At 72.7% G+C, this 25,231-nt stretch carries 24 protein-coding genes; 14 read left to right on the top strand and 10 right to left on the bottom strand.

The genetic code is table 11. The annotated features are described in order from the left end of the window. Positions 1 to 208 precede the first annotated feature (208 nt). The gene (locus ACFW9D_RS28085) at positions 209 to 1,714 is read left to right on the top strand and encodes a carotenoid oxygenase family protein (protein ID WP_384626261.1); all 1,506 of its coding nucleotides are present in this window, start codon (positions 209 to 211) and stop codon (positions 1,712 to 1,714) included. Positions 1,715 to 1,751: 37 nt separating this feature from the next. Here the strand turns inward: ACFW9D_RS28085 and ACFW9D_RS28080 are convergent, their stop codons facing one another. Both ACFW9D_RS28080 and ACFW9D_RS28075 read right to left on the bottom strand, forming a co-directional pair. Continuing rightward, positions 1,752 to 2,345 (bottom strand): GPP34 family phosphoprotein, encoded by a 594-nt coding sequence (locus ACFW9D_RS28080; protein ID WP_384626258.1) that lies wholly within the window; start codon positions 2,343 to 2,345, stop codon positions 1,752 to 1,754. Between the two features lie 186 nt (positions 2,346 to 2,531). After that, the gene (locus ACFW9D_RS28075; protein WP_384626255.1) at positions 2,532 to 3,188 is read right to left on the bottom strand and encodes a TetR/AcrR family transcriptional regulator; all 657 of its coding nucleotides are present in this window, start codon (positions 3,186 to 3,188) and stop codon (positions 2,532 to 2,534) included. A gap of 217 nt (positions 3,189 to 3,405) precedes the next feature. On the opposite strand from ACFW9D_RS28075, the gene ACFW9D_RS28070 reads away from it, so the two are divergent. From ACFW9D_RS28070 to ACFW9D_RS28060, 3 genes are read left to right on the top strand one after another with little or no spacing between them, the layout of a single operon-like run. After that, positions 3,406 to 4,950: an FAD-dependent monooxygenase gene (locus ACFW9D_RS28070; RefSeq protein ID WP_384626253.1), complete on the top strand. Its 1,545-nt coding sequence runs from the start codon at positions 3,406 to 3,408 to the stop codon at positions 4,948 to 4,950. A gap of 21 nt (positions 4,951 to 4,971) precedes the next feature. Beyond that, a complete protein-coding gene (locus tag ACFW9D_RS28065) occupies positions 4,972 to 5,895 on the top strand; it encodes a VOC family protein (protein ID WP_384626267.1) in 924 nt (307 codons plus the stop codon). Beyond that, positions 5,895 to 6,740: an alpha/beta fold hydrolase gene (locus ACFW9D_RS28060; protein WP_384626251.1), complete on the top strand. Its 846-nt coding sequence runs from the start codon at positions 5,895 to 5,897 to the stop codon at positions 6,738 to 6,740. Before ACFW9D_RS28065 ends, ACFW9D_RS28060 begins: the two co-directional genes overlap by 1 nt. 81 nt (positions 6,741 to 6,821) lie before the next feature. Here the strand turns inward: ACFW9D_RS28060 and ACFW9D_RS28055 are convergent, their stop codons facing one another. Further along, on the bottom strand, positions 6,822 to 7,601 hold the full coding sequence (locus ACFW9D_RS28055) for an IclR family transcriptional regulator (protein WP_384626248.1): 780 nt from the start codon (positions 7,599 to 7,601) through the stop codon (positions 6,822 to 6,824). A gap of 122 nt (positions 7,602 to 7,723) precedes the next feature. Here ACFW9D_RS28055 and ACFW9D_RS28050 point away from each other — a divergent pair, with 122 nt between their 5' ends. From ACFW9D_RS28050 to ACFW9D_RS28035, 4 genes are read left to right on the top strand one after another with little or no spacing between them, the layout of a single operon-like run. Beyond that, positions 7,724 to 8,905: a cupin domain-containing protein gene (locus tag ACFW9D_RS28050; RefSeq protein WP_384626264.1), complete on the top strand. Its 1,182-nt coding sequence runs from the start codon at positions 7,724 to 7,726 to the stop codon at positions 8,903 to 8,905. 2 nt (positions 8,906 to 8,907) lie between these two features. Beyond that, entirely contained in the window at positions 8,908 to 9,732 is an 825-nt protein-coding gene (locus ACFW9D_RS28045) for a fumarylacetoacetate hydrolase family protein (protein ID WP_384626244.1), read from the top strand. Then, positions 9,729 to 10,448, top strand: a complete 720-nt coding sequence (locus ACFW9D_RS28040; protein WP_384626241.1) for a maleylpyruvate isomerase family mycothiol-dependent enzyme — start codon at positions 9,729 to 9,731, stop codon at positions 10,446 to 10,448. The genes ACFW9D_RS28045 and ACFW9D_RS28040 overlap by 4 nt, the downstream gene beginning before the upstream one ends. A 34-nt stretch (positions 10,449 to 10,482) precedes the next feature. After that, entirely contained in the window at positions 10,483 to 11,766 is a 1,284-nt protein-coding gene (locus ACFW9D_RS28035) for an FAD-dependent oxidoreductase (RefSeq protein WP_384626238.1), read from the top strand. Between the two features lie 29 nt (positions 11,767 to 11,795). On the opposite strand, the gene ACFW9D_RS28030 is transcribed toward ACFW9D_RS28035, so the two are convergent. Further along, the gene (locus tag ACFW9D_RS28030) at positions 11,796 to 12,545 is read right to left on the bottom strand and encodes an IclR family transcriptional regulator (RefSeq protein ID WP_384626235.1); all 750 of its coding nucleotides are present in this window, start codon (positions 12,543 to 12,545) and stop codon (positions 11,796 to 11,798) included. Positions 12,546 to 12,614: 69 nt separating this feature from the next. Here ACFW9D_RS28030 and ACFW9D_RS28025 point away from each other — a divergent pair, with 69 nt between their 5' ends. The 4 genes from ACFW9D_RS28025 (at position 12,615) to ACFW9D_RS28010 (ending at position 16,759) form a co-directional block, all read left to right on the top strand. Next, positions 12,615 to 13,442: a 2-keto-4-pentenoate hydratase gene (locus tag ACFW9D_RS28025; RefSeq protein ID WP_384626232.1), complete on the top strand. Its 828-nt coding sequence runs from the start codon at positions 12,615 to 12,617 to the stop codon at positions 13,440 to 13,442. A 9-nt stretch (positions 13,443 to 13,451) separates the two neighbouring features. After that, complete coding sequence (locus ACFW9D_RS28020) at positions 13,452 to 14,411, top strand: acetaldehyde dehydrogenase (acetylating) (RefSeq protein ID WP_384626230.1); 960 nt, start codon at positions 13,452 to 13,454, stop codon at positions 14,409 to 14,411. Continuing rightward, on the top strand, positions 14,408 to 15,418 hold the full coding sequence (dmpG, locus tag ACFW9D_RS28015; protein ID WP_384626227.1) for a 4-hydroxy-2-oxovalerate aldolase: 1,011 nt from the start codon (positions 14,408 to 14,410) through the stop codon (positions 15,416 to 15,418). Before ACFW9D_RS28020 ends, dmpG begins: the two co-directional genes overlap by 4 nt. 126 nt (positions 15,419 to 15,544) lie before the next feature. Next, positions 15,545 to 16,759, top strand: a complete 1,215-nt coding sequence (locus ACFW9D_RS28010; protein ID WP_384626224.1) for a metallophosphoesterase — start codon at positions 15,545 to 15,547, stop codon at positions 16,757 to 16,759. A gap of 29 nt (positions 16,760 to 16,788) precedes the next feature. Here ACFW9D_RS28010 and ACFW9D_RS28005 read toward each other — a convergent pair whose 3' ends face one another. Beyond that, on the bottom strand, positions 16,789 to 17,592 hold the full coding sequence (locus ACFW9D_RS28005) for a phosphatidate cytidylyltransferase (protein ID WP_384626221.1): 804 nt from the start codon (positions 17,590 to 17,592) through the stop codon (positions 16,789 to 16,791). After that, positions 17,589 to 19,352, bottom strand: a complete 1,764-nt coding sequence (locus ACFW9D_RS28000; RefSeq protein ID WP_384626219.1) for an aminotransferase class I/II-fold pyridoxal phosphate-dependent enzyme — start codon at positions 19,350 to 19,352, stop codon at positions 17,589 to 17,591. Before ACFW9D_RS28000 ends, ACFW9D_RS28005 begins: the two co-directional genes overlap by 4 nt. Positions 19,353 to 19,623: 271 nt before the next feature. Here ACFW9D_RS28000 and ACFW9D_RS27995 point away from each other — a divergent pair, with 271 nt between their 5' ends. Next, entirely contained in the window at positions 19,624 to 19,935 is a 312-nt protein-coding gene (locus tag ACFW9D_RS27995) for a hypothetical protein (RefSeq protein WP_384626217.1), read from the top strand. 74 nt (positions 19,936 to 20,009) lie between these two features. Here ACFW9D_RS27995 and ACFW9D_RS27990 read toward each other — a convergent pair whose 3' ends face one another. The 4 genes from ACFW9D_RS27990 to ACFW9D_RS27975 form a co-directional block, all read right to left on the bottom strand. Further along, on the bottom strand, positions 20,010 to 20,426 hold the full coding sequence (locus ACFW9D_RS27990; protein WP_384626215.1) for a YeeE/YedE thiosulfate transporter family protein: 417 nt from the start codon (positions 20,424 to 20,426) through the stop codon (positions 20,010 to 20,012). Continuing rightward, the gene (locus ACFW9D_RS27985; protein WP_384626212.1) at positions 20,426 to 21,067 is read right to left on the bottom strand and encodes a YeeE/YedE family protein; all 642 of its coding nucleotides are present in this window, start codon (positions 21,065 to 21,067) and stop codon (positions 20,426 to 20,428) included. The genes ACFW9D_RS27990 and ACFW9D_RS27985 overlap by 1 nt, the downstream gene beginning before the upstream one ends. Before the next feature lie 1,163 nt (positions 21,068 to 22,230). Further along, complete coding sequence (locus tag ACFW9D_RS27980; RefSeq protein ID WP_384626210.1) at positions 22,231 to 22,668, bottom strand: hypothetical protein; 438 nt, start codon at positions 22,666 to 22,668, stop codon at positions 22,231 to 22,233. Positions 22,669 to 23,218: 550 nt separating this feature from the next. Beyond that, positions 23,219 to 24,643 (bottom strand): dihydrolipoyl dehydrogenase family protein, encoded by a 1,425-nt coding sequence (locus tag ACFW9D_RS27975; protein ID WP_384626207.1) that lies wholly within the window; start codon positions 24,641 to 24,643, stop codon positions 23,219 to 23,221. A 142-nt stretch (positions 24,644 to 24,785) separates the two neighbouring features. Here ACFW9D_RS27975 and trxA point away from each other — a divergent pair, with 142 nt between their 5' ends. After that, on the top strand, positions 24,786 to 25,184 hold the full coding sequence (gene trxA, locus ACFW9D_RS27970) for a thioredoxin (protein ID WP_384626204.1): 399 nt from the start codon (positions 24,786 to 24,788) through the stop codon (positions 25,182 to 25,184). Positions 25,185 to 25,231: the final 47 nt, after the last annotated feature.

Below are 25,231 nucleotides of genomic sequence, written 5' to 3'. Positions count from 1 at the left end.
GCCCACGGCGCGCGCAACCCCCCCCGTGGGCCCCTCCGCGCTGCACCGGCCGGGGGTGGGCTGGCGCCCCGCCCCCCCCCCCACCCGGGCCCTGGGCCGACTGTGCCGCGGGCGGCGGAGGAGGAGCGTTGCTTCCCGTCAGGGTTGTTCCCGTCGGTACGAGTGCCGCCGTCGGGGACCGGTATCGACCACGGGACGGGGAAGCATAATGGCCAGTCACACACGGCGGGGTCTCCTCAAGGGCGCGGCGGTCGCCGCGGCGGGCGGCGCGGTCGGGAGCGGTCTCGGGACCGGCTTCTTCACGGCTGCAGCGCGGGGCAGCCACATGGCCGGGGGTACGAGGGAGGCGAGGCCGTTCCTGGAAGGTGCCTTCGCTCCGGTCACCGAGGAGTTGACCGCCTTCGACCTGGAGGTGACCGGCCGCATCCCCCGCGATCTCGACGGCCGCTACCTGCGCAACGGCCCCAACGCCCTGGGCCTGGAGGACGTCCGCGCCCACCACTGGATGCTCGGCGACGGAATGGTGCACGGGGTCCGGCTGCGCGACGGGCGCGCCGAGTGGTACCGCAACCGCTGGGTCCGCTCCTCCCAGGTGACGTCGAAGCTGGGCGAGCGGTACCCGGGACAGGTGCCGCCGGACGACTTCGCGTGCAACACCCACGTGATCCCGTACAAGGGCCGCGTCCTGGCGCTGCAGGAAGGCGGTCCCCTGCCGTACGAGCTGGACGGGGAGCTGGGGACGGTGCGCCCGTACGACTTCCGCTCCACGCTCGAGGGTGCGTTCACCGCGCACACCAAGTACGACGCGGCGGCGGACGAGTTGCACGCGATCGCGTACTACCCCACCTGGGACCACGTGCGGCACATCATGATCGACCGGACCGGCCGGGTGGCACGGACCACGCGGGTTCCCGTCGCGGACGCGCCGATGATGCACGACTTCGCGCTCACCGAGAAGTACGTGGTGATCGTGGACGTGCCGATCACCTTCGACGCCGCCGCGGCGGAGGCGGGCGCGATCGTGCCGTATGTGTGGAACGACGAACACCCCATGCGCATCGGCCTGTTGCCCCGTGCCGGTGGCACCACGCGCTGGTTCGAGATCGACCCCGTGTACTACTCGCACACGCTCAACGCCTACGACCACGGCGACTCCGTGGTGATGGAGTACATCGGGTTCCCCGCGCCGTTCCACGCCGCCGGGCGCGGCATGGGCGGGCCGTGCGCGACCGGGTCCCCGACGCTGGACCGCTGGACGATCGATCCGCGCGCGGGCCGGGTCCGCAGCAGTCGCCTCGACGACCGCCCGCAGGAGTTCCCCCGCATCAACGAATCCCTGGTCGCGCACCGGCACCGCTACGCCTACACCGCGAGCGCGGCCGAGATGTGGCGCGCGTACGAGACGGCCGACGGGGTGCCGCCCGACGAGAAGTTCACCAACCATCTGATCAAGCACGACATGCTGCGCGGCAGCACGCAGCTGATCCGCTTCCCCGACGGCGCGGCGGTGAGCGAGCCGGTGTTCGTCCCGCGGCGCGGGGCGCGGGACGAGGACGACGGCTACGTCCTGTCGTACGTGAACGATCCGGGCCGCGGCGCGACCGACCTGGTGATCCTCTCGGCCCAGGACTTCGGCGGGCACCCGCTGGCCCGGATCCACCTTCCCGGCCGGGTACCGCTGGGGTTCCACGGCAGCTGGGTGGCGGACGCCTAGTCCGGTCCCGGCGCGGCGCCGGGCGCGGGGTTCCCGCTCAGGCGCCGCGCCAGATGTTGTCGAACGCGGCGTTCTCGACGGACCGGCGCTGCCGCTCCGCCTCCAGTTCCAGTTCGGCGCCGCCGACCGCGGCCAGCACCGTCACCACCTGGTCCGACAGGCCCGAGGCGTCGACCGCCGACTCGTCCCCCTGCCGCAGCGCGGCGACCAGGGCCTGGAGCACCGGCTCACCCGCCTCCCAGCGGGCGACGGCGACCTCGCGCGCCGCCGACGCGAGGGTCTCGGGCGGGCCGGGCCTGAAGCGGTGCGGCTTCCTCGTGACCAGGCCCTCGGCCCGGAGCCCGGCCACGTACTCCTTGGCCAGCCCGTTTCCACGACGCCACAGCCAGTCGTCGACCAGCTCGTACGGTTCCTCGCGCACCAGCGACGACACGGCCTGCCGCATCAGCTCGTCGTCCTGCGCGGGCGCGAGCCCCGGCACGAGGCGCTCGTCCCGCACGGCGACAGCCTCCGCGCGCACGAGGTCGACGAGCTCCCCGCCGGCAAGAGCGAGCGACAGGGCGCCCTGGTCCGCGGGAACACCGTGCTCCCGGTCCAAGGAGATGAGCAGCAGGTCCCGTGCGGTGTTCATGAGCGCTCCCTCTGACGGTGTCGGCCAGCGTACGAGGCCTCGCCCCGGATCGCTCCGGAGGCGCGGACGGCCACCGGGAACCCAGCGATGACGAGGAATGCGCACATACCTCGTCGGCGACGAGTATCACCGGGCCGTCGTCCGGGGCCGCCGCCGTTCTGCTCACCAGAACGACGGGAAGATCCGTCAGGCTCCGGCGGCGATCGCCTCGCCGAGCGCCGCGAGGGAGTCGGCCAGCTGGTCCATCCACACCGACACCGGCTGCCCGTCGTCGGACTGCAGGGCCACGAACGCGCCGTCGTAGCCGGCCATGCCGAAGGAGGCCAGGGCGCGCGCGATCGTGTCGGCGGTCTCCTCGCCCAGGCTCGCGAAGGACGAGCGGATCATGTGCGCCATGTAGGCGCGCCCCTCGTCGCGGACCGCGTTCACGGTCTGCAGGGCCTCCGGCGCCTCCGCCGCCTCGCGGCTCATCACCAGGACGAGCAGGAGCCGGAGGAACTCCTCGCCGTTCTCCATGACGTCGCCCGTCCGGCGCAGGTACCAGCGGAGCAGTTCGCGTGGGCTGCCCTCGGTGGGCGGGTTGCGGTGTGCTTCGCGCATGGCAGCGAAGAACGAGTGCGCCCCCTGCTCCATGACCGCCGACAGCAGCCCCGCCTTGGACTCGAAGTGGTGGTAGAAGGCGCTCTTGGGCAGGCCGGTCTCTTTCACGAGCACCGACATCGGCGTCCCGGCGTAGCCGCGCACGGACATCACGCGGGCGGCGGCGTCGAGGATCTCCTGCCGTGACCGGCGGCCGCGGCGGTTGGTTCGTGTCTCCGGCGCGGGCGGCTCGATCTTCTCCACCCACCGGAGTGTAGGCGAGGCCGGTCCACGCGTCCCCGCCAGGACCGGGCCGTACGGCCCCGGCCGGCGCGGTCCGGTGTCACCCGCGCCGAAAAATTCGCCGACCGGAATCTCTTGACGTGTCGCGGAGGTGCGCTGCTACCTTCACAAACGTACCGACCGATCGGTCCAAAACTTCTTCCCCTCTGCGTTCGAGCCTGACCCACGGAGCCAGCGCATGACCAAGAACTACGACGCGGATGTCGCGATTGTCGGGTATGGCCCGACCGGTGTGATCGCCGCACTCACCCTCGCCCGGCACGGCATCTCCGCCATCGCTCTCGAACGGGACCGGGACATCTACCCCCGGGCCCGTGCCGTGACGATCAACGACTGGACGATGCGGATCTTCCAGGACCTCGGCATCGACGAGCGGATCGAGAAGGTGATCGATCCACAGCGGGCCCTGCGCTGGATGACCTACGACCGCACCGAGATCATGCGGATCGAGCATCCGCCGTCCACCCTCGGCCGCACCCCGCGCTTCTACAACATCTACCAGCCGACGATGGAGGCCGAACTGCGCGCGGCCGTCCAGGACCGGTACGCGGACCTGGTCACCGTCCACTACGGCGACGAGGTCACGGGCGTCGAGCAGGACGCCGACGGTGTCACCGTCACCTCCACGTGCGACGGCGTCACCCGCACGACGCGCGCCCGGTACGCGATCGGCTCCGACGGCGGCAGCAGCGCCACCCGCGGCCGCGTCGGCTGCGAGCTGCTCGGCGACACGGACGACGTGACCTGGGTGGTCGTCGACTGTCACGTCAAACGCTGGTGGCCCGACCGCGACTTCCTGACCTTCTGGTCCGACAAGGAGCGCCCCGTCGTCGACATCGCCCTGTCCGCGGGCCACCACCGGTGGGAGATCCCGCTCAAGCCCGACGAGACCCCGGCGGACTACCCGACGAGCGCCGAACTCTGGCCGCTGCTCAAGGCGCTCGGTGCGTCCGAGGACGACGTCGACATCCACCAGCACGCCTTCTACCAGCACCACGTCCGCATGGCCGACACGTTCCGCAAGGGGCGGGTGTTCCTGGCCGGTGACGCGGCGCACCTGATGCCGCCGTGGGCCGGCGCCGGCATGCAGACCGGTATGCGCGACGCCCACGACCTGGGCTGGAAGCTCGCCCGCGTCCTCAAGGGCGAGCTGCCCGAGAGCTGGCTGGACACCTATGAGGCGGAGCGGCGCCCCAACGCCGCCTTCTACACGGGCCTCGCGGTCGGCCTCGGCAGGGTGATCAAGCAGGAGGTCTCGGCGGAGGAGCAGGCCGCCATGAACGCGGTGCCCGCGGACACGGTCACCCCGTTCGAGCCGCCGCTGACCGCCCCGCCGGTCCTCGGGGGCGGCTGGATGCGCGGGGAGACCGGCGACGCCAGCGTCATCGGCCGCATGGTCCCGCAGCCGGTCGTCGGGGACACCACCGGCCGGATGGCCCGTCTCGACGAACACCTCGGCCACCACTTCGTGCTGCTCGGGGACGACGTCGACCCGGCGACCCTGCTCACGGCCCGCGAGAAGGCCGGCTGGGACGCGCTCGGCGCCCACTACCGCGCGGTGCGCCCGAAGGACGCACACACCCGGGGCCCGTACGAACTCGTCGACCTGGACGAGGTCCTCCTGCCCTGGATGCGCCGCTACGCCGCCCTCGTGATCGCGGTCCGCCCGGACCGCTTCGTCGCCGCCGCCGACACCCACGGCCTCGCCGTGCCCACCGTCTGAAGGAGAAGACTCTTGTCCGGTGTGAAAGAACTCGCGTACGTCGTCTACGAGGTGAGCGGCCTCGCCGACTGGGAGCGCTTCGGCGTCGACCTGCTCGGCATGCGGCTCGGCGAGCGGACCGGCAGTGGCTTCACGCTGCGTACCGACGAGAAGGCCCACCGCTGGGTGATCACCGAGGGCCCCGCCGACGACCTGGTTGCCACCGGCTACGAGGTCGAGGGGGCGGCCGCGCTCGACGCCCTCGTCGCGCGGCTGCGCTCGGCCGGTTCCGAGGTCGCCGAGGGCGACGCGGAGCTCGCCGCGGCCCGCAAGGTGGACCGGATCTTCGTCACCGCCGACCCGATGGGCAACCGGATCGAGCTGGTCCAGGGACTGGCCGACGCCGCCACCCCGTTCGCGTCGGCGTCGCTGCTCGGCGGCTTCGTGACCGGCGCCGGCGGCGCGGGCCACCAGGTCCTGATGGCCCACGGAGTGCCCCGCGAGACCTACCTGGGCTTCTACATCGACCTGCTCGGCTTCAAGATCAGCGACATCATGGTCGAGGAGCTCGCCCCCGGCGTCGTCGCCGACCTGATCTTCCTGCACTGCAACGGCCGCCACCACACCGTCGCCTTCGGGGACATGCCGTCACCGAAGAAGACCCACCACTTCATGGTCGAGGTCGACGACATCCGCGACGTGGGCCTGGCCTACGACCGGTGCATGGACGCCAAGCAGCCGTTCGAGATGACGCTCGGCATGCACCCGAACGACCACATGTTCAGCTTCTACGTCTTCACGCCGTCCGGATTCAGCGTCGAGTACGGCTGGGGCGGGCTGATCATCGACGACGAGACCTGGGAGGTGAAGACGCTCGACCGGCTGCACAGCTGGGGCCACCGCCCTCCGGGCGTGGTCGCCGACCTGCTCGCCGCCGCCCCGAACTCCATGGAAGAGAACCACTGATGAGCATCGACCCCCAGGACATCGCCCGCACCGTCCAGACCCGCGACTGGAAGCTCCGCTACTACGAGGCGGGCTCGGGCCACCCGGTCGTCCTGCTGCACGGCAGCGGCCCCGGTGCCACGGGCTGGAGCAACTTCGCGGGCAACATCGAGGCCCTCGCCGAGCACTTCCACGTGTACGCGGTCGACATGCCGGGCTGGGGCGACTCGGACGCCGCCACCGTCGACCGCCTCGACCACGTCGAGGCCGCCGTCCAGTTCCTCGACGCCCTCGGCATCGGCAAGGCGGCCTTCGTCGGCAACTCGATGGGCGGCCAGACCTCGCTGCGCCTCGCCACCGAGCACCCCGAGCGGATCTCCCACCTCGTCACCATGGGCCCGCCGGTCGGCAGGCTCCCCACCCTGTTCGGCCCGGGCGGCGGCCCGTCCGAGGGTCTCAAGGTCCTGATCGAGGCCTACCGCGACGCGAGCCCGGAGAACATGCGCCGACTCGTCGAGATCATGGTCTACGACAAGGACCGGTTCGCCACCCCCGAGCTGTGCGAGGCCCGTTCGGACGCGGCACTGGCCCGCCCCGAGCACCTGCGCAACTACGTGGACGGACTGCCCCAGGGCGCCCCGCTGCCGAAGTGGGTCAAGCCCGAACTGCTGCCCACGATCCAGGTGCCGACCCTGCTGATCCACGGCCGCGACGACCGCGTCGTCTCGTACGAGACCTCGCTGTTCCTCCTCGCGAACATCCCGGACAGCCGCCTCGTGGTCCTCAACCACTGCGGGCACTGGGCGATGATCGAGCACGCCGACGAGTTCAACCGACTGGTCGTCGACTTCGTCGCCAACCACTGACGACCACGCGTCGACAAGGGCCTGTACGACACCGCCGCGCCGGCAGTGTCGTACGGGCCCTTCTCCATGCCCCGGAGCCGGTCAGGAGCCATCCGCGGCCAGGTCCTTCTCCAGGGCGCGCGCCGCCGCCTCCAGGGTGGAGACCAGGGACCTCAGGCGGTGCGGGTCGTAACGCACGCTGGGCAGGGAGACCGACAGGCCGGCCAGCGCGGCACCGTCCGGGTCGCGCACGGGCACACCGACGGCGGCCAGGCCACGCTCGGACCGGCCCCGGTTGACGGCGAATCCGCTGCGCCGCAGCCGCTCCAGCTCCGCCCGCAGCCGGTCGAGGTCGGGGCGGTCGGCCTGGCGGTCCCCGTACCGCTCGGCGGCGTACACCTCCGCCAGCTCCGTGTCGGACAGTTCGGCGAGCAGCAGCAGGCCGGCGGTGGTGCGGTGGGCCGGGAAGACCATGCCCTCCCGGGAGCCGACGCGCAGGGCCTGCCCGCACTCGACGCTGGCGATGAACCGCACGGTGTCCCCGGTCCGCACCGTCAGGTTCGCGGTCTCGTCGAGGAGGTCGACGATCCGGTGCAGATGCGGGAGGGCGGCGGCGCGCAGCCGGGAGACCTCGGACTGGGAGTACGAGGCGAGTTCGAGGACCGGGCCGGCGCGGTAGCCGCGGTCCTCGCCCTGCACGGCGAAGTCCCGGTAGACGAGCATCGCCAGGACGCGGTGGGCCGTGGACCGTGCGACGCCGAGACGCTCGGCGATCTGCGACACACTCGCGCTGCCCTCCAGCTGGAGGATGGTCGCCGCCCGCAGGGCGTGGTCGACGCTGGCGATGAGGTAGGGCGGCGGGGTCTTCAGCGGTTTGTCCATGACGTGCTCCAGGTGACCTGTTCCACTCTCGCCCAACGTGTTCTGCTCTCCAGAATCTACCTGTTCCTCAGAGAAGAACCGAGCAGGCTGAGTCCGTGACACACTCTCCTCCGGCCCACGACCTGGCCCACGACGCGGCCCAGGACCCCACCCCTGACCTCGCCCCCGACCTCGCCTCGGGCTCCCCGGTGCGGCTGAAGGCCGTCGCCGCGGAGGGGCAGCCCGAGGTCACCCCGGACCTCGAAGCGCTCTACCGGGGCTTCGAGCACGAGCTGCTCGTCCCTCTGTGGACCGAGATCGGCGACCTGATGCCGGCCCACCCGCGCTCCCGCGCCGTCCCGCACCTGTGGCGGTGGGACCGGCTCCGGGCGCTCGCGGCGCGGGCCGGCGACCTCGTCCCGGTCGGCCGCGGCGGTGAGCGCCGCGCCATCGCCCTCGCCAACCCGGCCCTCGGCGGACGCCCGTTCGCCACCCCGACGCTGTGGGCCGCGATCCAGTACCTGATGCCGGGCGAGGACGCCCCCGAGCACCGCCACACCCAGCACGCCTTCCGCTTCGTCGTCGAGGGATCGGGTGTCTGGACGGTCGTCGGCGGCGACCCGGTGCCGATGCGGCGCGGCGACTTCCTCCCGCAGGCCGGCTGGAACTGGCACGCCCACCACAACGCCACCTCCGCGCCGATGGCCTGGATCGACGGCCTGGACATCCCTCTCCAGTACGCCACCGAGGCCCAGTTCTTCGAGTTCGGCCGCGACGAGATCGGCGACGCCGAGCGGACCACGCCCGAGCGGTCGCGCTCCGAGCGGCTGTGGGCCCACCCGGGCCTGCGCCCGCTCTCGGCAACCCCGACGACGCCGGGCAGCCCGCTGCTCTCGTACAAGTGGGAGCACACCGACGCCGCGCTGCGCGACCAACTCCTTCTGGAGAAGGAGGGGTTCGCGGGGACCGTCGAGCCGGGACACGCGGCGGTCCGCTACACCAACCCGCACGACGGCACGGATGTGCTGCCGACCCTCCGCGCCGAGTTCCACCGGGTCGCCCGAGGCGCCGGGACCGCACCGGTGCGCGAGACCGGGTCCGCCGTCTACCAGGTCTTCGACGGCTCCGGCGTGGTGACCGTCGGAGAGAGGTCCTGGACGGTCGGCCGCGGCGACCTGTTCGCCGTCCCGTCCTGGGAACCCTTCTCCGTCCGCTCCGAGGCCGGCCCGTCGGACTCCGACTCGGGCGCCCTGGACCTCTTCCGCTTCTCCGACGCGCCCGTCTTCGAGGCGCTCCGGCTCCACCGCACCCAGAAGGACGCCTGACCATGAAGCTCGCCACCCTCCGCACCGCGACCGGCACCCGGGCCGTCCGCCTCGACGGCACGGTCCACGTCGACCTCGGGTACGCCGACCTGGGCGAGCTCTTCGCCCAGGACGACTGGCGGACCGCGGCCGCCGCCGCGACCGGCCCCACCTACCCCGTCGAGGGCGCGGACTTCGCGCCCGTCGTCCCGAACCCCTCCAAGGTCGTCTGCGTCGGCCACAACTACACCAACCACATCAAGGAGATGGGCCGGGACCTGCCGACCCATCCGACGCTCTTCCCCAAGTTCGCCGACACCCTCATCGGCGCGCACGACGACATCGTCAAGCCGGACGAGACCGACGCCCTCGACTGGGAGGTCGAGCTGTCGATCGTGATCGGCAAGAAGGTGCGCCGCGCCGACGAGCAGCAGGCCGCCGACGCCATCGCCGGCTTCACCGTCATGAACGACATCTCGGTGCGCGACTGGCAGTTCCGCACCATCGAGTGGACCCAGGGCAAGATCTGGGAGGCGACCACCCCGGTCGGCCCCTACGTCGTCACCCCGGACGAGGTCGGCGGCGTGCGCCCCGCCCTCCCGGTCAGGACGGTCGTCGACGGCCAGGTCATGCAGCAGGACGACACCGGCACACTCCTGTTCGACCCGGTCTTCCTCGTCCGGTACATCTCCACGGTCATCACGCTGCGCCCGGGCGACATCATCGCCACCGGCACCCCCGCCGGTGTCGGCAACGCCCGCGACCCCAAGGTCTTCCTGGTCCCCGGCCAGAACGTGGTCACCGAGATCACCGGTCTCGGCTCCTGCGCCAACAAGGTGGTGGCATGACGCACCGCCCCCGGACCTTCGACGACGCCCGCCGCTGGGCCCTGATCGGCGCCGAGCTGATCTCCGACGCCGTCGCCGGACTCGACGACGCCGGGTACGCGGCGCCCACCGCCCTGCCCGGCTGGACCCGCGCCCACGTCGCCGCCCACGTGGCGGCGAACGCCGAGGCCCTGTCCAACCTGGTCCACTGGGCCGCCACGGGCGAACCCACCCCGATGTACGCCTCGCCCGAGGAGCGCGCCGCCGGGATCGAGCGCGGCCGGGCGTTGCCTGCCGCCGAGCTGACCGCCTGGCTGCGCCGCTCCGCAGACTCCCTGGAGGCGCGGATGGACCGGCTGACCGACGCGCAGTGGCGGCACGAGGTCGTCACGGCCCAGGGCCGCACCGTCCCCGCCGCCGAACTGCCCTGGATGCGCTCGCGCGAGGTGTGCGTCCACGCCGTCGACCTGGCGACCGGCGTCTCCTTCGCCGATCTGCCGGCCGGCTTCGTCGCCGCGCTGTGCGACGACGTCGCCGCCAAACGTGCCGCCGCCCCGGGCCCGGCCGTGACCCTGCGCGCCCCGGCCGCCGACGCCGCCTGGGAGCTGCCGGGCGACGGCGAGAGCGTCGAGATCACCGCCGGACTGCCGGACATCACGGCCTACTTGACCGGGCGCGACGTCACACTGCGCACCGCCGACGGCTCCCCCGCCCCGGCCCTTGCCGCCTGGCTCTGATCCGGGTCCGCCCCGCACACGCAAGGAACAGCCCATGAACCCTGAACCCACGCCCGCCGGGCGGCCCGACGTCCTGGTGGTCGGCGGCGGCATCGGCGGCCTCAGCACCGCCTACGCCCTGTCCCGCCACGGCCTGCGGGTCCGTGTCCTCGAACAGGCCCCCGAGTACGGCGAGGTCGGCGCCGGCCTGCAGATCGCCCCCAACTGCACGCGCATCCTGGCCGAGTACGGTCTCCTCGACGAGGCCCAGGCGCTGGGCGTCGTCCCGCAGCACATGGTGATGCGGGACGCGCTCGACGCCCGCGAGCTGACCCGGCTCGACCTGGGCGACCTCGAACGTCGCTACGGCTTCCCGTACATGGTCATCCACCGCAGCGACCTGCACGGCATCTTCCTGCGGGCCTGCGAGCGCGCCGGTGTCGAACTGCTCAACGACCAGGTGGTCGTCGGCTACGAGAACACCGGGGACGGCGCCCGGGTCCGTCTCGAGGACGGCCGCACCGAGTCCGCCGCACTCGTCGTCGCAGCCGACGGACTGCACTCCGTGGCCCGCCGCGACCTGGTCGGCGACGACGTCGTCAACTCCTCCTACGTCGCCTACCGAGCGGCCGTCCCCATCGAGCGGGTCGCGGACAACGGCGTCGCCGAGCACGACGTCACCGTGTACGTCGGCCCGGGCTGCCACTTCGTCCAGTACGCGCTGCGCGGCGGCGAGATGTTCAACCAGGTCGCCGTGTTCGAGTCGCCGAAGGCCCTGGCCGGGCTCGAGGACTGGGGCACGCCCGACGAGCTGGACGCCGCCTTCGCGGACACCTGCGACACCGTCCGCAAGGGCATCCCGCTGATGTGGCGGGACCGCTGGTGGCGCATGTTCGACCGTGAACCCGTCGAGACCTGGGTGCACGGCCGGATCGCGCTCCTCGGCGACGCCGCGCACCCGCCGCTCCAGTACATGGCGCAGGGCGCCGTCATGGCGATCGAGGACGGCTGGGTGCTCGCCGAGCACTACGCCCGCCTGGCCGAGGCCGCCCCGGCCGGGACCGCGCCCGACTGGGACGGCGCGCTGGCCGCGTACGAGGCGGTCCGGGTCGAGCACTGCCGACGGGTGCAGACCACCGCCCGGGCATGGGGTGAGTTGTGGCACCTCGACGGGGATGCCCGGCTGCGGCGCAACGCGATCATGCGGGCGCGGGACACCCACGACTACTCCTTCACGGACTGGGTCTACGGTCCGACGGCGCTGACGCCGGACGAGGAACCCGCGATGTTCACGCCGATCCCGCTGTCCTCGGCGGCCGTCGGGGAACCGGCGGCCTGACGGATCACCGGCGGCCCGGCCGGCGGCGGTCAGGGGCGGCGACGGGCCAGGGTCGTCCCCAGACCGGTCGCCGCGGCGCGGACCGCGTTCGCGTGCGACTCGGGGCGGAAGCGTCCGACGGGGCCGGCGACGCTGATGCCCGCGAGGGCGGTCGCGCCGTCGGCGGCCAGGACCGGCGCCGCCACGCACAGCAGACCCAGGGTCGACTCCTCGCGCTCGTAGGCGAGACCGGTCTCCAGGACGTTCGCGAGCTGCCGGCTCAGCAGGCCCGGCGCGATCACCGTGTGCGCCGTGCGGCGTTCGAGCAGCCCGGTGAGCACCGCGGCCCGCTCCTCCTCCCCCGCGTACGCGAGCAGCACCTTGCCGATCGCCGTGCAGTGCAGCGGCATGCGCCCTCCCGTACGGGAGGGTGCCTTCGCCTGGCGGTGTCCGCCGATCTTGGCGACGTAGACGACCTCGTGCCCCTCGCGCACCCCCAGGTGCACGGTCTCGTGGGTCCGCTCGTACACGTCCTGGAGGAACGGCATCGCGACTTCGAGGAGAGTGCGTTCGGCGGCGGCGCGCAGGCCGAGCTCGAAGAGGCCGCCGGACAGCCGGTAGCCGTGCGCGGTCTTGTCGAGGAGCCGGTGGTGCACCAGATCGCCGGCGACCCGGTGCACGGTGCCCTTGGCCAGTCCCGTACGCCGGACGAGTTCGGCGAGCGGCAGTACGGAATCGGCCGGGCCGAACGCGCGCAGGATCCCCAGTGCCTTGCCCAGGACGGTGTCGCTGTCCTCCATGAAAAGAGCGTACCGCTGAGTGGAACGCCTTGATGGAACCCCTTCGTCCCCTACCGCAGATTGGACGTCATGCCCCAGAACCACCCCCCTGTCGGCGACGACAGCATCGCCGCCGCCGCGGCCCGGCTCCGCGAGGCCGCCGCCACCGCGACCCCCGTCTCCCCCGTCCGCGACCTCATCGGCCGCGACGACGTGAAGGCCGCCTACGCCGTGCAGCAACGTCTCACCACCGAGCGGATCGCGTCCGGCGCTACGGTCACCGGCCGGAAGATCGGACTGACCTCCGCCGCCGTGCAGCGGCAACTCGGCGTCGACCAGCCCGACTTCGGCGTCCTCTTCGACGACATGGCGTACGCCGACGGCTCGGTCGTACCGATCGACGCGGTCCTCCAGCCCCGGATCGAGGCGGAGATCGCGTTCGTGCTCGGCGCCGACCTCACCGAGGGTCCACTGGACGCCGCCCAGGTGCGCGCGGCGATCACCCACGCCGTCGCCGCGATCGAGATCTGCGGCAGCCGCGTCGCCGACTGGGACATCAGCTTCGGGGACACGGTCGCCGACAACGCGTCGGCGGGTGCCTACGCCCTCGGCACGCGGCAGGTCCCGCTGGCCGGCTTCGACCCCGTCGCCGCGGAGATGACCATGACCGTGGACGGCGAGACCGTCTCCACCGGCACCGGTGCCGCCTGCCTCGGCGACCCGGTCGACGCCGTCGTCTGGCTCGCCCGCCAGGCGCGCGAACTCGGCGAGCCGCTCCGCGCCGGCCAGGTCGTTCTCTCCGGCGCCCTCGGCCCGATGCGCCCCGTGACGCCGGGTTGCGTCGTCCACGCCACCGTCTCCGGCCTCGGCACGGTGTCGGTCGCCTTCTCCACCGACTCCGCCTCCGCTTCCGCTTAAGGACCGATGATGAGCAAGACGAAGGTCGCCGTCATCGGGTCGGGCAACATCGGCACCGACCTGATGATCAAGATCATGCGCACCGCGCAGCACCTCGAGATGGGCGTCATGGTCGGCATCGACCCGGCGTCCGACGGCCTGGCGCGCGCCGCCCGGCTCGGGTTCGAGACGACCGCCGAGGGCGTGGACGGGCTGCTGAGATCGCCGCGGATCGACGAGATCGGCATCGTCTTCGACGCCACCTCCGCCGGTGCGCACCGCGCCAACGAGGCGAAGCTGCGCCCGCTGGGCATCCGTGTGATCGATCTGACGCCGGCCGCGATCGGCCCGTACGTCGTCCCGGCGGTCAACCTGGAGGAGCACCTGGACGCGCCGAACGTCAACATGGTGACCTGCGGCGGCCAGGCCACGATCCCCGTCGTGGCCGCGATCAGCAGGGTCGCCCCGGTGGCCTACGCGGAGATCGTCGCCTCGATCGCCTCGAAGTCGGCGGGCCCCGGCACCCGGGCGAACATCGACGAGTTCACCGAGACCACTTCGGCCGCGATCGTGCAGGTCGGAGGCGCCGCGCGGGGCAAGGCCGTCATCATCCTCAACCCGGCCGAGCCGCCGCTGATGATGCGGGACACGGTCTTCGCCCTGGTCACCCTGCCCGAGGGCCAGGACGGCGAGACCGCGAAGGCCCGGATCACCGAGTCGGTACGCAAGATGGTCGCGGAGGTCTCGGCGTACGTCCCGGGCTACCGGATGGTGCAGGACGTCCAGATCACCGAGATCCCCGCCGACCAGCCCGTCGAGACGCTGCTCGCCGACGGCGTCACCCGGCGGCCGACCCATCAGGTGTCGGTCTTCCTCAAGGTCGAGGGCGCGGGCATGTACCTCCCCGCGTATGCCGGGAACCTCGACATCATGACCTCGGCCGCCGTACGGATGGCCGAGAAGATCGCCGCGAAGGAGGCCACGCAGTGAGCACCCCGATCTTCGTCCAGGACGTCACCCTCCGCGACGGCATGCACGCCGTACGGCACCGGATCTCGCCCGAAGACGTCCGCCGGATCGTCGTCGCCCTGGAGGAGGCCGGAGTCGACGCGATCGAGGTCGCCCACGGCGACGGCCTCGCCGGCGGCTCCCTCAACTACGGCCCCGGCTCCCACACCGACTGGGAGTGGATCGAGGCCGCGGCCCCGGTCCTGAAGCGCGCCCGCCTCACCACCCTGCTGCTGCCGGGCGTGGGCACCGTCCACGAACTGAAGCGCGCCCACGACCTCGGCGTCCGCTCGGTGCGCGTGGCCACCCACTGCACCGAGGCCGACGTCTCCGCCCAGCACATCGCGGCCGCCCGCGAGTTGGGCATGGACGTCTCCGGGTTCCTGATGCTGTCCCACATGGCCGAGCCCGAACAGCTCGCGCGGCAGGCCAAGTTGATGGAGTCGTACGGCGCCCACTGCGTCTACGTCACCGACTCCGGCGGCCGGCTGACGATGAACGACGTCGCGGCCCGGGTGCGCGCCTACCGGGACGTCCTCGACCCGGCGACCGAGATCGGCATCCACGCCCACGAGAACCTCTCCCTGTCCGTGGCGAACTCCGTCGTCGCGGTCGAGAACGGCGCGTACCGCGTCGACGCCTCCCTCGCGGGGCACGGCGCGGGCGCGGGCAACTGCCCCATCGAGGCGTTCGTCGCCGTCGCGGACCTGTCGGGCTTCCGGCACCACTGCGACCTGTTCCGGCTGCAGGACGCGGCCGACGACCTCGTCCGCCCGCTCCAGGACCGCCCGGTCCGGGTCGACCGCGAAACCCTCACGCTGGGGTACGCCGGTGTCTACTCCAGCTTCCTGCGGCACGCGGAGACCGCCGCTCGGCGGCACGAGGTCGACGTCCGGGACATCCTGATGGAGTGCGGCCGGCGCGGGCTGGTCGGTGGGCAGGAGGACATGATCGTCGACGTCGCGCTCGGGCTGGCGGCCGGCCGGTGATCACACCACTGGTGTGACGGCGGGCGGGAGCCGGGCTCCGACGGCAGGCGGGAATCGCGCCCCGGCGGCCGCCGGATACAGTGCGCGTCGGCAGCCCCGTCGCCCGGTTGCCCGAGGAGGGGAAGCGTGACCGACACCCACGAGAAGCGTTCCGTCGACAGCGCGGCGCGCGAGGCACGGCAAAGACGACTGCGCCGCCTGCTGGGCCTGCTCCCGCTGATCGCGCCCGTCCTGCTGTGGACCGTGCCCTGCTGGCTCCTGCTGTACGCCGGTCAGGGCTGGCCCGTCCCCGTCACGGCGGCCGGAACGGTCCTGTTCGCCCTCGGCCTGACCGGCATGCCGCTCGCGATGGTGCGCGGCCACGGCAAGCGGCAACAGGACCGGGCGGCGATCGTCGGGGACACTCTGCTGGGCACGAGCTGGACGCTGTTCACGTGGTCCGTCCTGCTCGGCGTCCTGCTGCGCCTCACCCTGACCGTGGCCGGTGTCGGCGACGGCCAGGACCGGGCCCGGATCGTCGCCTGGGCGACCCTCGGCACGGCCGCCGTACTCCTCGCCTGGGGATACGCCGAGGCCCGCCGGGTGCCACGGGTGCGCCGGCTCGACATCGAACTCCCGCGCCTGGGCGCCGGCCTGGACGGCACCCGTGTCGCCCTCATCACCGACACGCACTACGGGCCCCTGGACCGCGCCCGCTGGTCGGCCCGGGTCTGCGACACGGTGAACACCCTGGACGCCGACCTGGTCTGCCACACCGGCGACATCGCGGACGGCACCGCCGAGCGGCGCCGTGCCCAGGCCGCCCCGCTCGGCACCGTAAAGGCCACCCGTGCCCGGGTCTACGTCACCGGCAACCACGAGTACTACAGCGAGGCCCAGGGCTGGGTCGACCTCATGGACGAACTGGGCTGGGAGCCGCTGCGCAACCGCCATCTGCTCCTCGAGCGCGGCGGTGACACCCTCGTGGTCGCGGGCGTGGACGACGTCACCGCCGAGTCCTCCGGTCTGGCGGGCCACCGCGCCCACCTCGCCGGAGCGCTGGACGGCGCCGACCCCGAGCACCCGGTCCTGCTCCTGGCCCACCAGCCCAAGTTCGTCGACGAGGCCGCGGCCGGCGGCGTCGACCTCCAGCTGTCCGGCCACACCCACGGCGGGCAGATCTGGCCCTTCCACCACCTGGTCCGCATCGACCAGCCGGCCCTCGCCGGCCTCAGCCGCCACGGCGACCGGACCCTCCTCTACACCAGCCGCGGCACCGGCTTCTGGGGCCCGCCGTTCCGCATCTTCGCCCCCAGCGAGATCACCCTCCTCGTCCTGCGCTCCCCGCAGCCGACCGCCTGACAGCACGGCCGGCCCCGGCCCCCGGTCGGTCAGCCCAGCACCAGCAGCACCGCCAGGGCGACGAGGAGGGAGTCGATCCGGTCGAGGATGCCGCCGGAGCCGGCCAGCCACCGGCCGGCGTCCTTGGCGCGCGCGCCCCGCTTGACCATCGACTCCAGCAGGTCCCCGAGGGGGCCGCCGACCGCGACGGCCACCGCCGTCTGCCACGTCAGGCAGGACAGCACGGCCAGCGTGAGCAGACCGGCCGCGGCCCCGGCCAGCGTGCCGCTCCACCGTTTGGCGGGCGACAGCGGGGAGAGCCGGGGTCCGCCGAAGCGGGGGCCCGCCGCATAGGCGACGATGTCGGCGATCGACACCGCCACGAACAGGACGAGGCCGACGGCGCCCGAGGACACGAGCCCGGCCAGGACCCCCAGCCACACGAGCCCCAGCAGGCCCGCTCCCAGGCGGCGCAGCCCGTGCTCCGCGTCGCCCGAGAACAGCGGCACCCCGGCGATCGCCAAGGCCCCGGCGGCCGCCACGCGGATCACCTCCCCGGGGGCCAGCCAGGCGGTGACCACGAGGGCGACGAGCGCCGCGCCCAATACCGCCCGGTCGATCGGGCCGAGCCGCAGCAGCCCGCCGAACTCCGCCACCGCGATCACGCCCACCACGGACGCGAGCACCGCGATCCCCGGCGGGCCGAGCCAGAACGCGGCGGTCACCAGGGGCACTCCGAGCGCCCACACGCACCAGCGGACCATCAGTTCGCGGCGCCGGGTCGCCGCCACCGCGACGCCTCCGGCCGCCAGGGCCCCGCCGAGGTAGGGCACGAGACCGGCGACCGTCGTCACCGGGAGACCGTCCCCGACGCGCCCGACACCACGACGGCCGATGCGCGCAGCGCGTCCAGGGCGCTGCGGCAGGCCGCCACGATCCGCGCGTTCTCCGCCGTGTCGCGGACGGCGATCCGGACGGTCCGCCCCTCGTACGCCGGGGACATCGGCGACAGGTCGCGCAGGAACACGTCGTGCAGCCGGCACTCCCGCACCAGCTGCGCCGCGCTCGGCCCGTGAGGCGGCAGGGTCACCGTGAGGAAGTTCGCCACCCCCTCGTCGACCGCGGAGAAGCCGTCCAACTCGCCGAGGTCGTGTGCCAGTTGGCGGCGCAACTCGTGGGTGCGGGCCCAGCGCTCCGCGTAGTGGCCGGGGTCGCGCAGGGCCGTCACGGCGGCCAGCTGGGCCGGCAGGCTCACGGGCCACGGCGGCGTCCAGCGGCGCAGCTCGCCGGCGGTCTCCGGACAGGCGACCAGATAGGCGGCTCGCATCCCCGACAGGGCGTACATCTTCGACAGCGAGGTGCAGACGACGACCCGGGCGTCGGCCGAGGCCAGTCCGGCCAGCGAGTCCGCCGGGTCGAAGTAGCCCAGGTAGGCCTCGTCGATCCACCAGCGGGTCCGGTCGGGCGAGGCCTCGATCACCGCGCGCAATGCGTCGGCCGGGGCGTGGCGGCCGGTCGGGTTGTTCGGGTTGACGACGACCACGAGGTCGTACCGTCCGTCGCGGGTCGCGGCGGCGAGCCGGGCCGGGTCGACCAGCCAGCCGTCCTCCCGGCGCAGCTGGAGCCGGTCGACCTGGCAGCCGATCACCCGCTCGGTGACATGGGCGTACTCCCCGTAGCCCGGGTCGAGGAGGAGCACCCGGCTCGCCGGGGTCAGCCAGCGGCCGAACGCGCGGAAGATCAGATCGGACGAGCCCGCCCCGACGACCAGTGACTCCACCGGCAGCCCGCGGACCCGGGCGAGCTCCGCGAGCAGTCCCTCCGCGCCGGTGGGCGGCGAGGTCCGGGCCGACCACCCCGGGTCCTCCGACAGGACGGCGCGGACCGCCGGAGAGGGCGGGAACCAGGCGTCCAGCACGTCCGCGGCGACCACCTCGTGACGGCGGTTCAGGGTCCGGAAGTCGGTGCCGATCGCCGAGAAGAACGCCCCGCCGTGCTCGCAGCCGTCCGCACGCGGTGCGAAGGGCATGTCGAGCCGCCAGTCGAGGTCCGTCCGCAGCCGCTCCAGGATCCGGCCGTGGCGCTGCGCGACCGTCCTCGTCAGCTCGGCCACGGACCCGCTCAGGACCTCGAACGAGACGGCTCCCGAGCGGATGGTGCGTCCCATCGGGCACAGCCCGGCGGCGAGATACATGTCGAGCAGCTCCGTGCGTCCCATCGCCACCACCCGGCGGCCGCCCCGTGCGGCGGCCCAGCGCAGCGCCGCGTACATGAGCAGCGGGGCCGCCGCGGTCGACCGCCACCGCTCCTCCACGGTCAGCACCCGGATCTCGAACGGTGCCTCGTCGGTCAGGACCGGCAGCTCCTCGCGCGTCAGGTACTTGTCGAGGGAGTAGCGGCCGACCCACGGCGGGGTGAGGCTGACGAAGCCGATCCGTCTCTCGCCGCGCGCGGCCACGAGATAGACGTTGTCACCGTCGAGCCCGTCGCTCAGTCTTCCCGACGGGTCCACCGGATGCTGACCGAGTTCCTCCGCGTACACGCGGTGACGCAGCTCGTGGATCCAGTCGAGGTCGCCAGGCGTGGCCGTGCGCACCTGCAGGGCGTGTTCCATGTGTGTCCCCCCTGAGACGGTCTTGCTTTCGGCCTCAGCATGGAGGAGTCCGGCGGGCGGCACCTGAGTACGCGTACTCAGCCGGGCGGCACGGGAGTTGGCAGCGGTCCAGGTCAGAGCCGAGTCCGGCGGACGCCGGGTCCAGGTGACGGGCCCGGGCGCCGCCGGTGTCCGCCGCTCCACGAACGCTCCCGCCGTGCCCGACGGCGTGACATGATCGCGCCCTGATCTGCCCGGACCGAGCCGGTCCGGGCGCACCGGGAGGGGTTCCGTGCATCTGTTCATCGCCGTCTTCGGCATGCTGGTCGCCGCGCTCATGGCCGCATCCGGCGTGGCCGCCCTCGCGCGCGGCTGGGTCCTGCCCCTGAACCGGGGACGGGTGCTGCGAACTCGCCTCTACGGCGCGGGTCAGCTGGTCGTCGCCGTCGCTCTGTGCTGGCAGATGGCCGTCCTGACGCGCCTCGTTCCCCGGCCCGACAGCGCGCTGGGGCTGCTGGGGAGCGCGCTGCTGTTGATCGGCCTGTTCATGATCATGTTCAGTCAACGCATCGGCGCAGGACGCTCCCGCTCCGGGGTGGCGTAGCGGGAAGGGCCCGGCCCCGGCGGGGACCGGGCCCTTCGGCCGGCCTCACGGTGTGCGGGACCGGCCCGGTCCGCTCACAGGCCGCAGGATCCGCGGTCCAGGTGGAAGTAGCGGGCGTTGGCCCAGCGGCACAGCCGGATGCCGACGACGACGCCGACGACGGTGACCAGCGCGGGCAGGTAGCCCCCGGCGACCTGGATGATCGGGATGGCCGGGCAGCCGCCGGAGATCGCCCAGCCGGTGCCGAACAGCACGGCTCCGGGGACGACCCCCGCGTGGATGCGCCCAGGAGTGCGCCGGATCCGGAGCAGCGCGAACGCGCACACGATGATGCCGACGGCCCCCGCGAAGGTGAGGAACATCCGCAGGTCCTGGAAGGTGAACATGCGGTTCAGCTCGGCGTAGTCGCCGAAGCCGATGCGGGAGACGGTGTAGCCGAGCGCCAGCCCCGTGATGATGTTCGCGAGCAGAATCGCGCCGCGGGTACGCATCAGACCACCTTCCACAGGAGGAACGAGACCGCGACGGCGGTGCCGAAGAACACGGCGGTCGCGACCAGGCTGACCGGGCGCAGCCGCCCGCAGCCGTTGAGCCCGTGGCCCGAACTGCAGCCACCGGCAAGGCGCGTTCCGAATCCGACGAGCACGCCTCCCACGAACAGCAGGACGGTCATGGTGACCGGGTTCGCGGTGACGACGTCGCGGAATCCGGGGCCCATGTCGAGGCGCAGACGGAACTGCCCGGAGGTGACCGCGGCGATCAGCCCGCCGATGAAGATCGACACCAGCAGGGCGGCCTGGGTGACGAGCGGGGCCGGGGTGGGGGCCGCGGTGTCGTCGCTCTCGGTCGGCTCGGCGTCCGGTCGGTCCGGCTGCCAGGTCCCGTACGGGGCGGACGGCGCGGCCGGGTTGGTCCCGAAGTGCTCGGCCGTCGCCGCGGCGAGTGCCTCGGCGAGCTCCCGCCGGTCGGTGAACTCCTCGTCCCTGCGCTCGAGCCGGCGCTCCCGGCGCCAGTGCAGGACGCGATCCCACGCCGAGGAGACCCCGAACGAACGGTCCGTGGTCAGGGCGTAGTTGACGGTGATCAGAGCGAGCCCGGCAGCGCCGGCCCACCACGGCCAGTAGCCGCTCATGCGGGGCCTCCCATCCATTCGGCGAGTCGGGCCCACACGCCGCGCTTGGCCCGGGAACCCTGACCGTCCCGACGGGGCGGACGGTCGCGTTCCGAGGTCGACGGCCGGTGGGCCGACGCCGAGATCGTCGATGACGCGGGGCCGAAGCGGGCCGGCACCTCCGGTTCCGCGGTCACGGGTTCCACCGGCCACGCTGGCGCCGGCTGGGACCCGTACGTGCTCACCGGCGGCCGGGGACCGTGCGGCGGCGGGCCACCCTGGCGGGGTACCCGCGCGTGCCCATCGGCGGCGCCCCCGTCCGCGCTCTCGTCCATCTCCTCCAGGTGCCGCGCGCGGGCCCCGTTGGGCAGCAGGCTGATCGGTACGCGCTCACCGGTGAGGGACACCTGGTAGCGGGCGCAGCCCAGCCATTGGTCCTCGCTGTCGCAGTAGTAGTCGCGCCATCCCTGCAGACTCGCCCGGAGTAAGGGGAAAAGCGGGCATCCCGCGGCGTGCGAGCAACTCACGTTGCTCCCTTCTGACCGGCGCACACCACCCCCGCTCCATGGGGACGGCTGCCGTTCTCGGTCTCTTGCCCTGCCACGCCCAAGTCGACGGCGTCGAACGGGCGTTGATGGCCTGTCACGGTGCGGAGCAGTGCGTTCCTGCCTCGACCGGGCGTGATGGAACCACTGTTTCGGTATCGCGAGCAAATGCGGGACACGCCCTTGCCTCCTTGACTTCACCAGGTGCGCGATGTCACGCAATATCGGGCCTGCCGCCCCATTTCGTGGCCCTTCGCGCACGCAGAAGTAGCCCTGATGTGAAGGTCGTGCACACACGGGCGCCCATTGCACGGAAACAGTGAATTGGTCTGTGACCAAACTGTTGATATTACTGGTCGTTAACGAGAGCGCGAAGCGAGGAGAGAGAAACCGTGTGCCGACGAGTGGTCTGCCCGTCCTGCCGGAAGGCGACCTACGAGGGTTGCGGAGGCCACGTGGAGCAGGTGCTCGCCGGTGTGCCGAGCGCGCAGCGGTGCGCGTGCGATCGGACGAGGCCGGGGGCTGCGCAGGCCCCGCGTCCGGGTGTGCCGCAGTCGAGCCGGTGGGCCCGGCTCAAGGCGTGGATGAAGAGCACCGCCTAGAACCGGCCCACTCAGGAGCGACTGACCGCGACTGAGGTCAGCCGACGCACAGCCCGAGAAGGCAGATCTCCACGGGCGAGTTCGCGGGCTGAGACGCGTCGTCCGTCGTGGGCGCCTGCTGCTGCCCCTCCACCGGGCCGGACGGCTCGGGAGCCGCGTCACCGGCGGCCGGCCCCGTGCTCCCCGCCTCAGGAGTCTCCGTCGCCGCCGGACGACGGCGGACCGGCTCGGTGGCCTCGGACGGCGCGACCGTCGACGCCGCACGCGGCGCCGCCGATACGGGCCGCTCCCGAGGCTGACCGGACATCGGCGGGCGAGAAGCGGAAACGGCGGGCACCGGCTGCTGGGGACGCCCCGCAGACTCCGACGCCGACGCGACGGGGCTCTTCTCGTGCTCCTGCTTCTGCTCGGCACCTGTCTCCGGCCTCTCCGGAGCGGTGGCCGCCCGGACCCGGCCGCCGGAGTGCCCGTCCATCGCGGCAATGGTCAGCCCGCCCCCGACAAGCGCGACAGCGCTCGCGACCGCGGCTCGCCGCTTGTTCCTCCGCCACTGGACCAGACGGCGACGCCGCGCCGCACGCCCGGGCCGAACGACCGGCACGTGCTCGGGCTCGGAGGCGGGCGCGGGCGCGGCATGCGTGACGGCATCCACGACCGCCGGCTCCGAGCCGATACGGCTGGCGACGGCGGGCGGCGCGATGTCAGGGGCGTAGGCGCCGCACCCGGGGCACACCAGCGCACCGTTGAGGTACCGACGGCATGAGGAGCAGTAGTCCATCTCCGCTTTCCGGCCTTCCTGGTTCGCGGGGCCGCCGGTCTGCACGCCGCACACCAGCCGAATTCACATCCCCGTTTCTCTCTCCTTCTGCGTTCTGCGGGCGTGTGAGCGTTACACCGAGAACTGATTCCCGGTGCATCGCGCCGCCCGGTCGACGGAATTCGTATGAATCGTGCGGAGAATATGAAGAAAAAGGGGTGACGCCTTCACCGAGCGCTTTTCTCGTGCCCCTTCCCGAGCCATGCGCTCAGCCCCGATACGCCTCCAGCAGTCGCAGCCAGACCTCGCTGACCGTCGGGTAGGCCGGGACCGCGTGCCACAGGCGGTCGATGGGGACCTCTCCCGCGATCGCGATCGTCGCGGAGTGGATCAGTTCGCCCACGCCGGGGCCGACGAAGGTGACGCCGAGGAGGATCTCGCGGTCGAGGTCGACGATCATGCGGGCCTTGCCCGTGTAGCCGTCGGCGTAGAGGCCCGCGCCGGCGACGTTCGCGATGTCCTGGTCGACGGCGCGGACGCGGTGGCCCGCCGCCTCCGCCTCGGCGAGGGTGAGGCCCGCGCTCGCCGCCTCGGGGTCGGTGAAGACGACCTGCGGGACGGCGGCATGGTCGGCGGTGGCGCTGTGCGCGCCCCAGCGGTCGGTCTCCAGGAGCGGGACGCCCTGGGCGCGAGCGGTGATCGCGGCGCCGGCGATGCGGGCCTGGTACTTGCCCTGGTGGGTGAGGAGCGCGCGGTGGTTGGAGTCGCCGACCGCGTACAGCCAGTCGTGGCCCTCGACACGGAGCGAGTCGTCGACGGGCAGCCAGGAACCCGGTTCGAGTCCGACGGTCTCCAGGCCGATGTCGTCCGTGCGCGGTGCGCGGCCGGTCGCGAAGAGGATCTCCTCGGCCTCGACGGTCGAGCCGTCGTCGAGCGTGGCCGTGACGATGCCGCCCGAGCGTTCGACGGCCTTCACCGAGACGCCCGTACGGATGTCCGCGCCCGCCTCGCGCAGCGCGTCCGCGACCAGTTCGCCCGCGAACGGCTCCATGCGGCCCAGCAGCCCGTCGCCGCGCACCAGCACCGTGACCCGCGAGCCCAGCGCCTGCCAGGCCGTGGCCATCTCGGTGGCCACGACGCCGCCGCCGACCACGATCAGCCGGTCCGGGACCGTGCCGGAGCTGGTCGCGTCGCGGCTGGTCCACGGCTTGACCTCGGCGAGGCCCGGCAGGTCGGGGAGGGCGGCGCGCGTGCCGGTGCAGACGGTCACGGCGTGCCGTGCGGTGAGCGTGGTGACCGTGCCGTCGTCGGCGGTGACGGTGACCGTGCGGGGTCCGGCGAGGCGGCCGTGGCCCCGGTACAGGTCGGCGCCGATGGACTCCACCCAGCGGACCTGGCCGTCGTCCTTCCAGTGGGAGGTGTAGGAGTCCCGGTGGTCCAGGACGGCCTGGGCGTCGAGGGGGCCCTGCACGGCCTGGCGCAGGCCGGGCACGCGGCGGGCGTCGGCGCGGGCGATGACCGGGCGCAGCAGCGCCTTGCTGGGCATGCACGCCCAGTACGAGCACTCGCCGCCGACCAGTTCGCTCTCCACGACCGCCACGCTCAGGCCCCCGGCCCGCGCCCGGTCGGCGAGGTTCTCCCCGACCGGTCCGGCTCCCAGTACTACAACGTCGTACGCGATGGCTTCCGTCATGGTGCCCAGTCTGGTGGCAGGTGTGCACGCGGGCCACATGGGTACGAGCGCGGAATACGTCCGCGACGCGGACCGTTGTGCACAGCGGCATTGCCCCCACGGCTTCGCCCCCCGAACCAGGAAGCAGGAAGAGGGAAACACCATGAGCAGCACCACCGTGGAGCTGACCAAGGAGAACTTCGATCAGACGGTCACGGAGAACGGATTCGTGCTGATCGACTTCTGGGCGTCCTGGTGCGGGCCCTGCAAGCAGTTCGCCCCCGTCTACGAGAAGGCCGCCGAGGCCAACCCCGACCTGGTCTTCGGCAAGGTCGACACGGAGGCGCAGCCCGAGCTGGCCGCCGCGTTCGGCATCCAGTCGATCCCGACCCTGATGATCGTCCGCGACCAGGTCGCGGTGTTCGCCCAGCCGGGCGCGCTGCCGCAGGAGGCCCTGGACGACGTGATCGGCCAGGCGCGCAACCTGGACATGGACGAGGTCCGCAAGTCCATCGCCGCGCAGCAGGAGCAGCAGGGGCAGTCCCCCTCCGACCAGGGCTGAGCCGGCGCACAGCGCGAAGGGCCGGACCCCACCACCCGGGGTCCGGC

Source organism: Streptomyces sp. NPDC059524, assembly GCF_042749255.1.
Classification (GTDB): domain Bacteria; phylum Actinomycetota; class Actinomycetes; order Streptomycetales; family Streptomycetaceae; genus Streptomyces; species Streptomyces xanthii.
Note: the sequence above shows the minus strand (reverse complement) of the source record. Positions and strands in the feature narration are given on the sequence as shown.

Bases quoted from the DNA above. Each gene is read 5' to 3' on its own strand.
- ACFW9D_RS28085 (WP_384626261.1), top strand. From the start codon at position 209: ATGGCCAGTCACACACGGCGGGGTCTCCTCAAGGGCGCGGCGGTCGCC.
- ACFW9D_RS28080 (WP_384626258.1), bottom strand. From the start codon at position 2,345: ATGAACACCGCACGGGACCTGCTGCTCATCTCCTTGGACCGGGAGCAC.
- ACFW9D_RS28070 (WP_384626253.1), top strand. From the start codon at position 3,406: ATGACCAAGAACTACGACGCGGATGTCGCGATTGTCGGGTATGGCCCG.
- ACFW9D_RS28060 (WP_384626251.1), top strand. From the start codon at position 5,895: ATGAGCATCGACCCCCAGGACATCGCCCGCACCGTCCAGACCCGCGAC.
- ACFW9D_RS28055 (WP_384626248.1), bottom strand. From the start codon at position 7,601: ATGGACAAACCGCTGAAGACCCCGCCGCCCTACCTCATCGCCAGCGTC.
- ACFW9D_RS28045 (WP_384626244.1), top strand. From the start codon at position 8,908: ATGAAGCTCGCCACCCTCCGCACCGCGACCGGCACCCGGGCCGTCCGC.
- ACFW9D_RS28040 (WP_384626241.1), top strand. From the start codon at position 9,729: ATGACGCACCGCCCCCGGACCTTCGACGACGCCCGCCGCTGGGCCCTG.
- ACFW9D_RS28035 (WP_384626238.1), top strand. From the start codon at position 10,483: ATGAACCCTGAACCCACGCCCGCCGGGCGGCCCGACGTCCTGGTGGTC.
- ACFW9D_RS28030 (WP_384626235.1), bottom strand. From the start codon at position 12,545: ATGGAGGACAGCGACACCGTCCTGGGCAAGGCACTGGGGATCCTGCGC.
- ACFW9D_RS28025 (WP_384626232.1), top strand. From the start codon at position 12,615: ATGCCCCAGAACCACCCCCCTGTCGGCGACGACAGCATCGCCGCCGCC.
- ACFW9D_RS28020 (WP_384626230.1), top strand. From the start codon at position 13,452: ATGAGCAAGACGAAGGTCGCCGTCATCGGGTCGGGCAACATCGGCACC.
- ACFW9D_RS28000 (WP_384626219.1), bottom strand. From the start codon at position 19,352: ATGGAACACGCCCTGCAGGTGCGCACGGCCACGCCTGGCGACCTCGAC.
- ACFW9D_RS27990 (WP_384626215.1), bottom strand. From the start codon at position 20,426: ATGCGTACCCGCGGCGCGATTCTGCTCGCGAACATCATCACGGGGCTG.
- ACFW9D_RS27985 (WP_384626212.1), bottom strand. From the start codon at position 21,067: ATGAGCGGCTACTGGCCGTGGTGGGCCGGCGCTGCCGGGCTCGCTCTG.
- ACFW9D_RS27980 (WP_384626210.1), bottom strand. From the start codon at position 22,668: ATGGACGGGCACTCCGGCGGCCGGGTCCGGGCGGCCACCGCTCCGGAG.
- ACFW9D_RS27975 (WP_384626207.1), bottom strand. From the start codon at position 24,643: ATGACGGAAGCCATCGCGTACGACGTTGTAGTACTGGGAGCCGGACCG.
- trxA (WP_384626204.1), top strand. From the start codon at position 24,786: ATGAGCAGCACCACCGTGGAGCTGACCAAGGAGAACTTCGATCAGACG.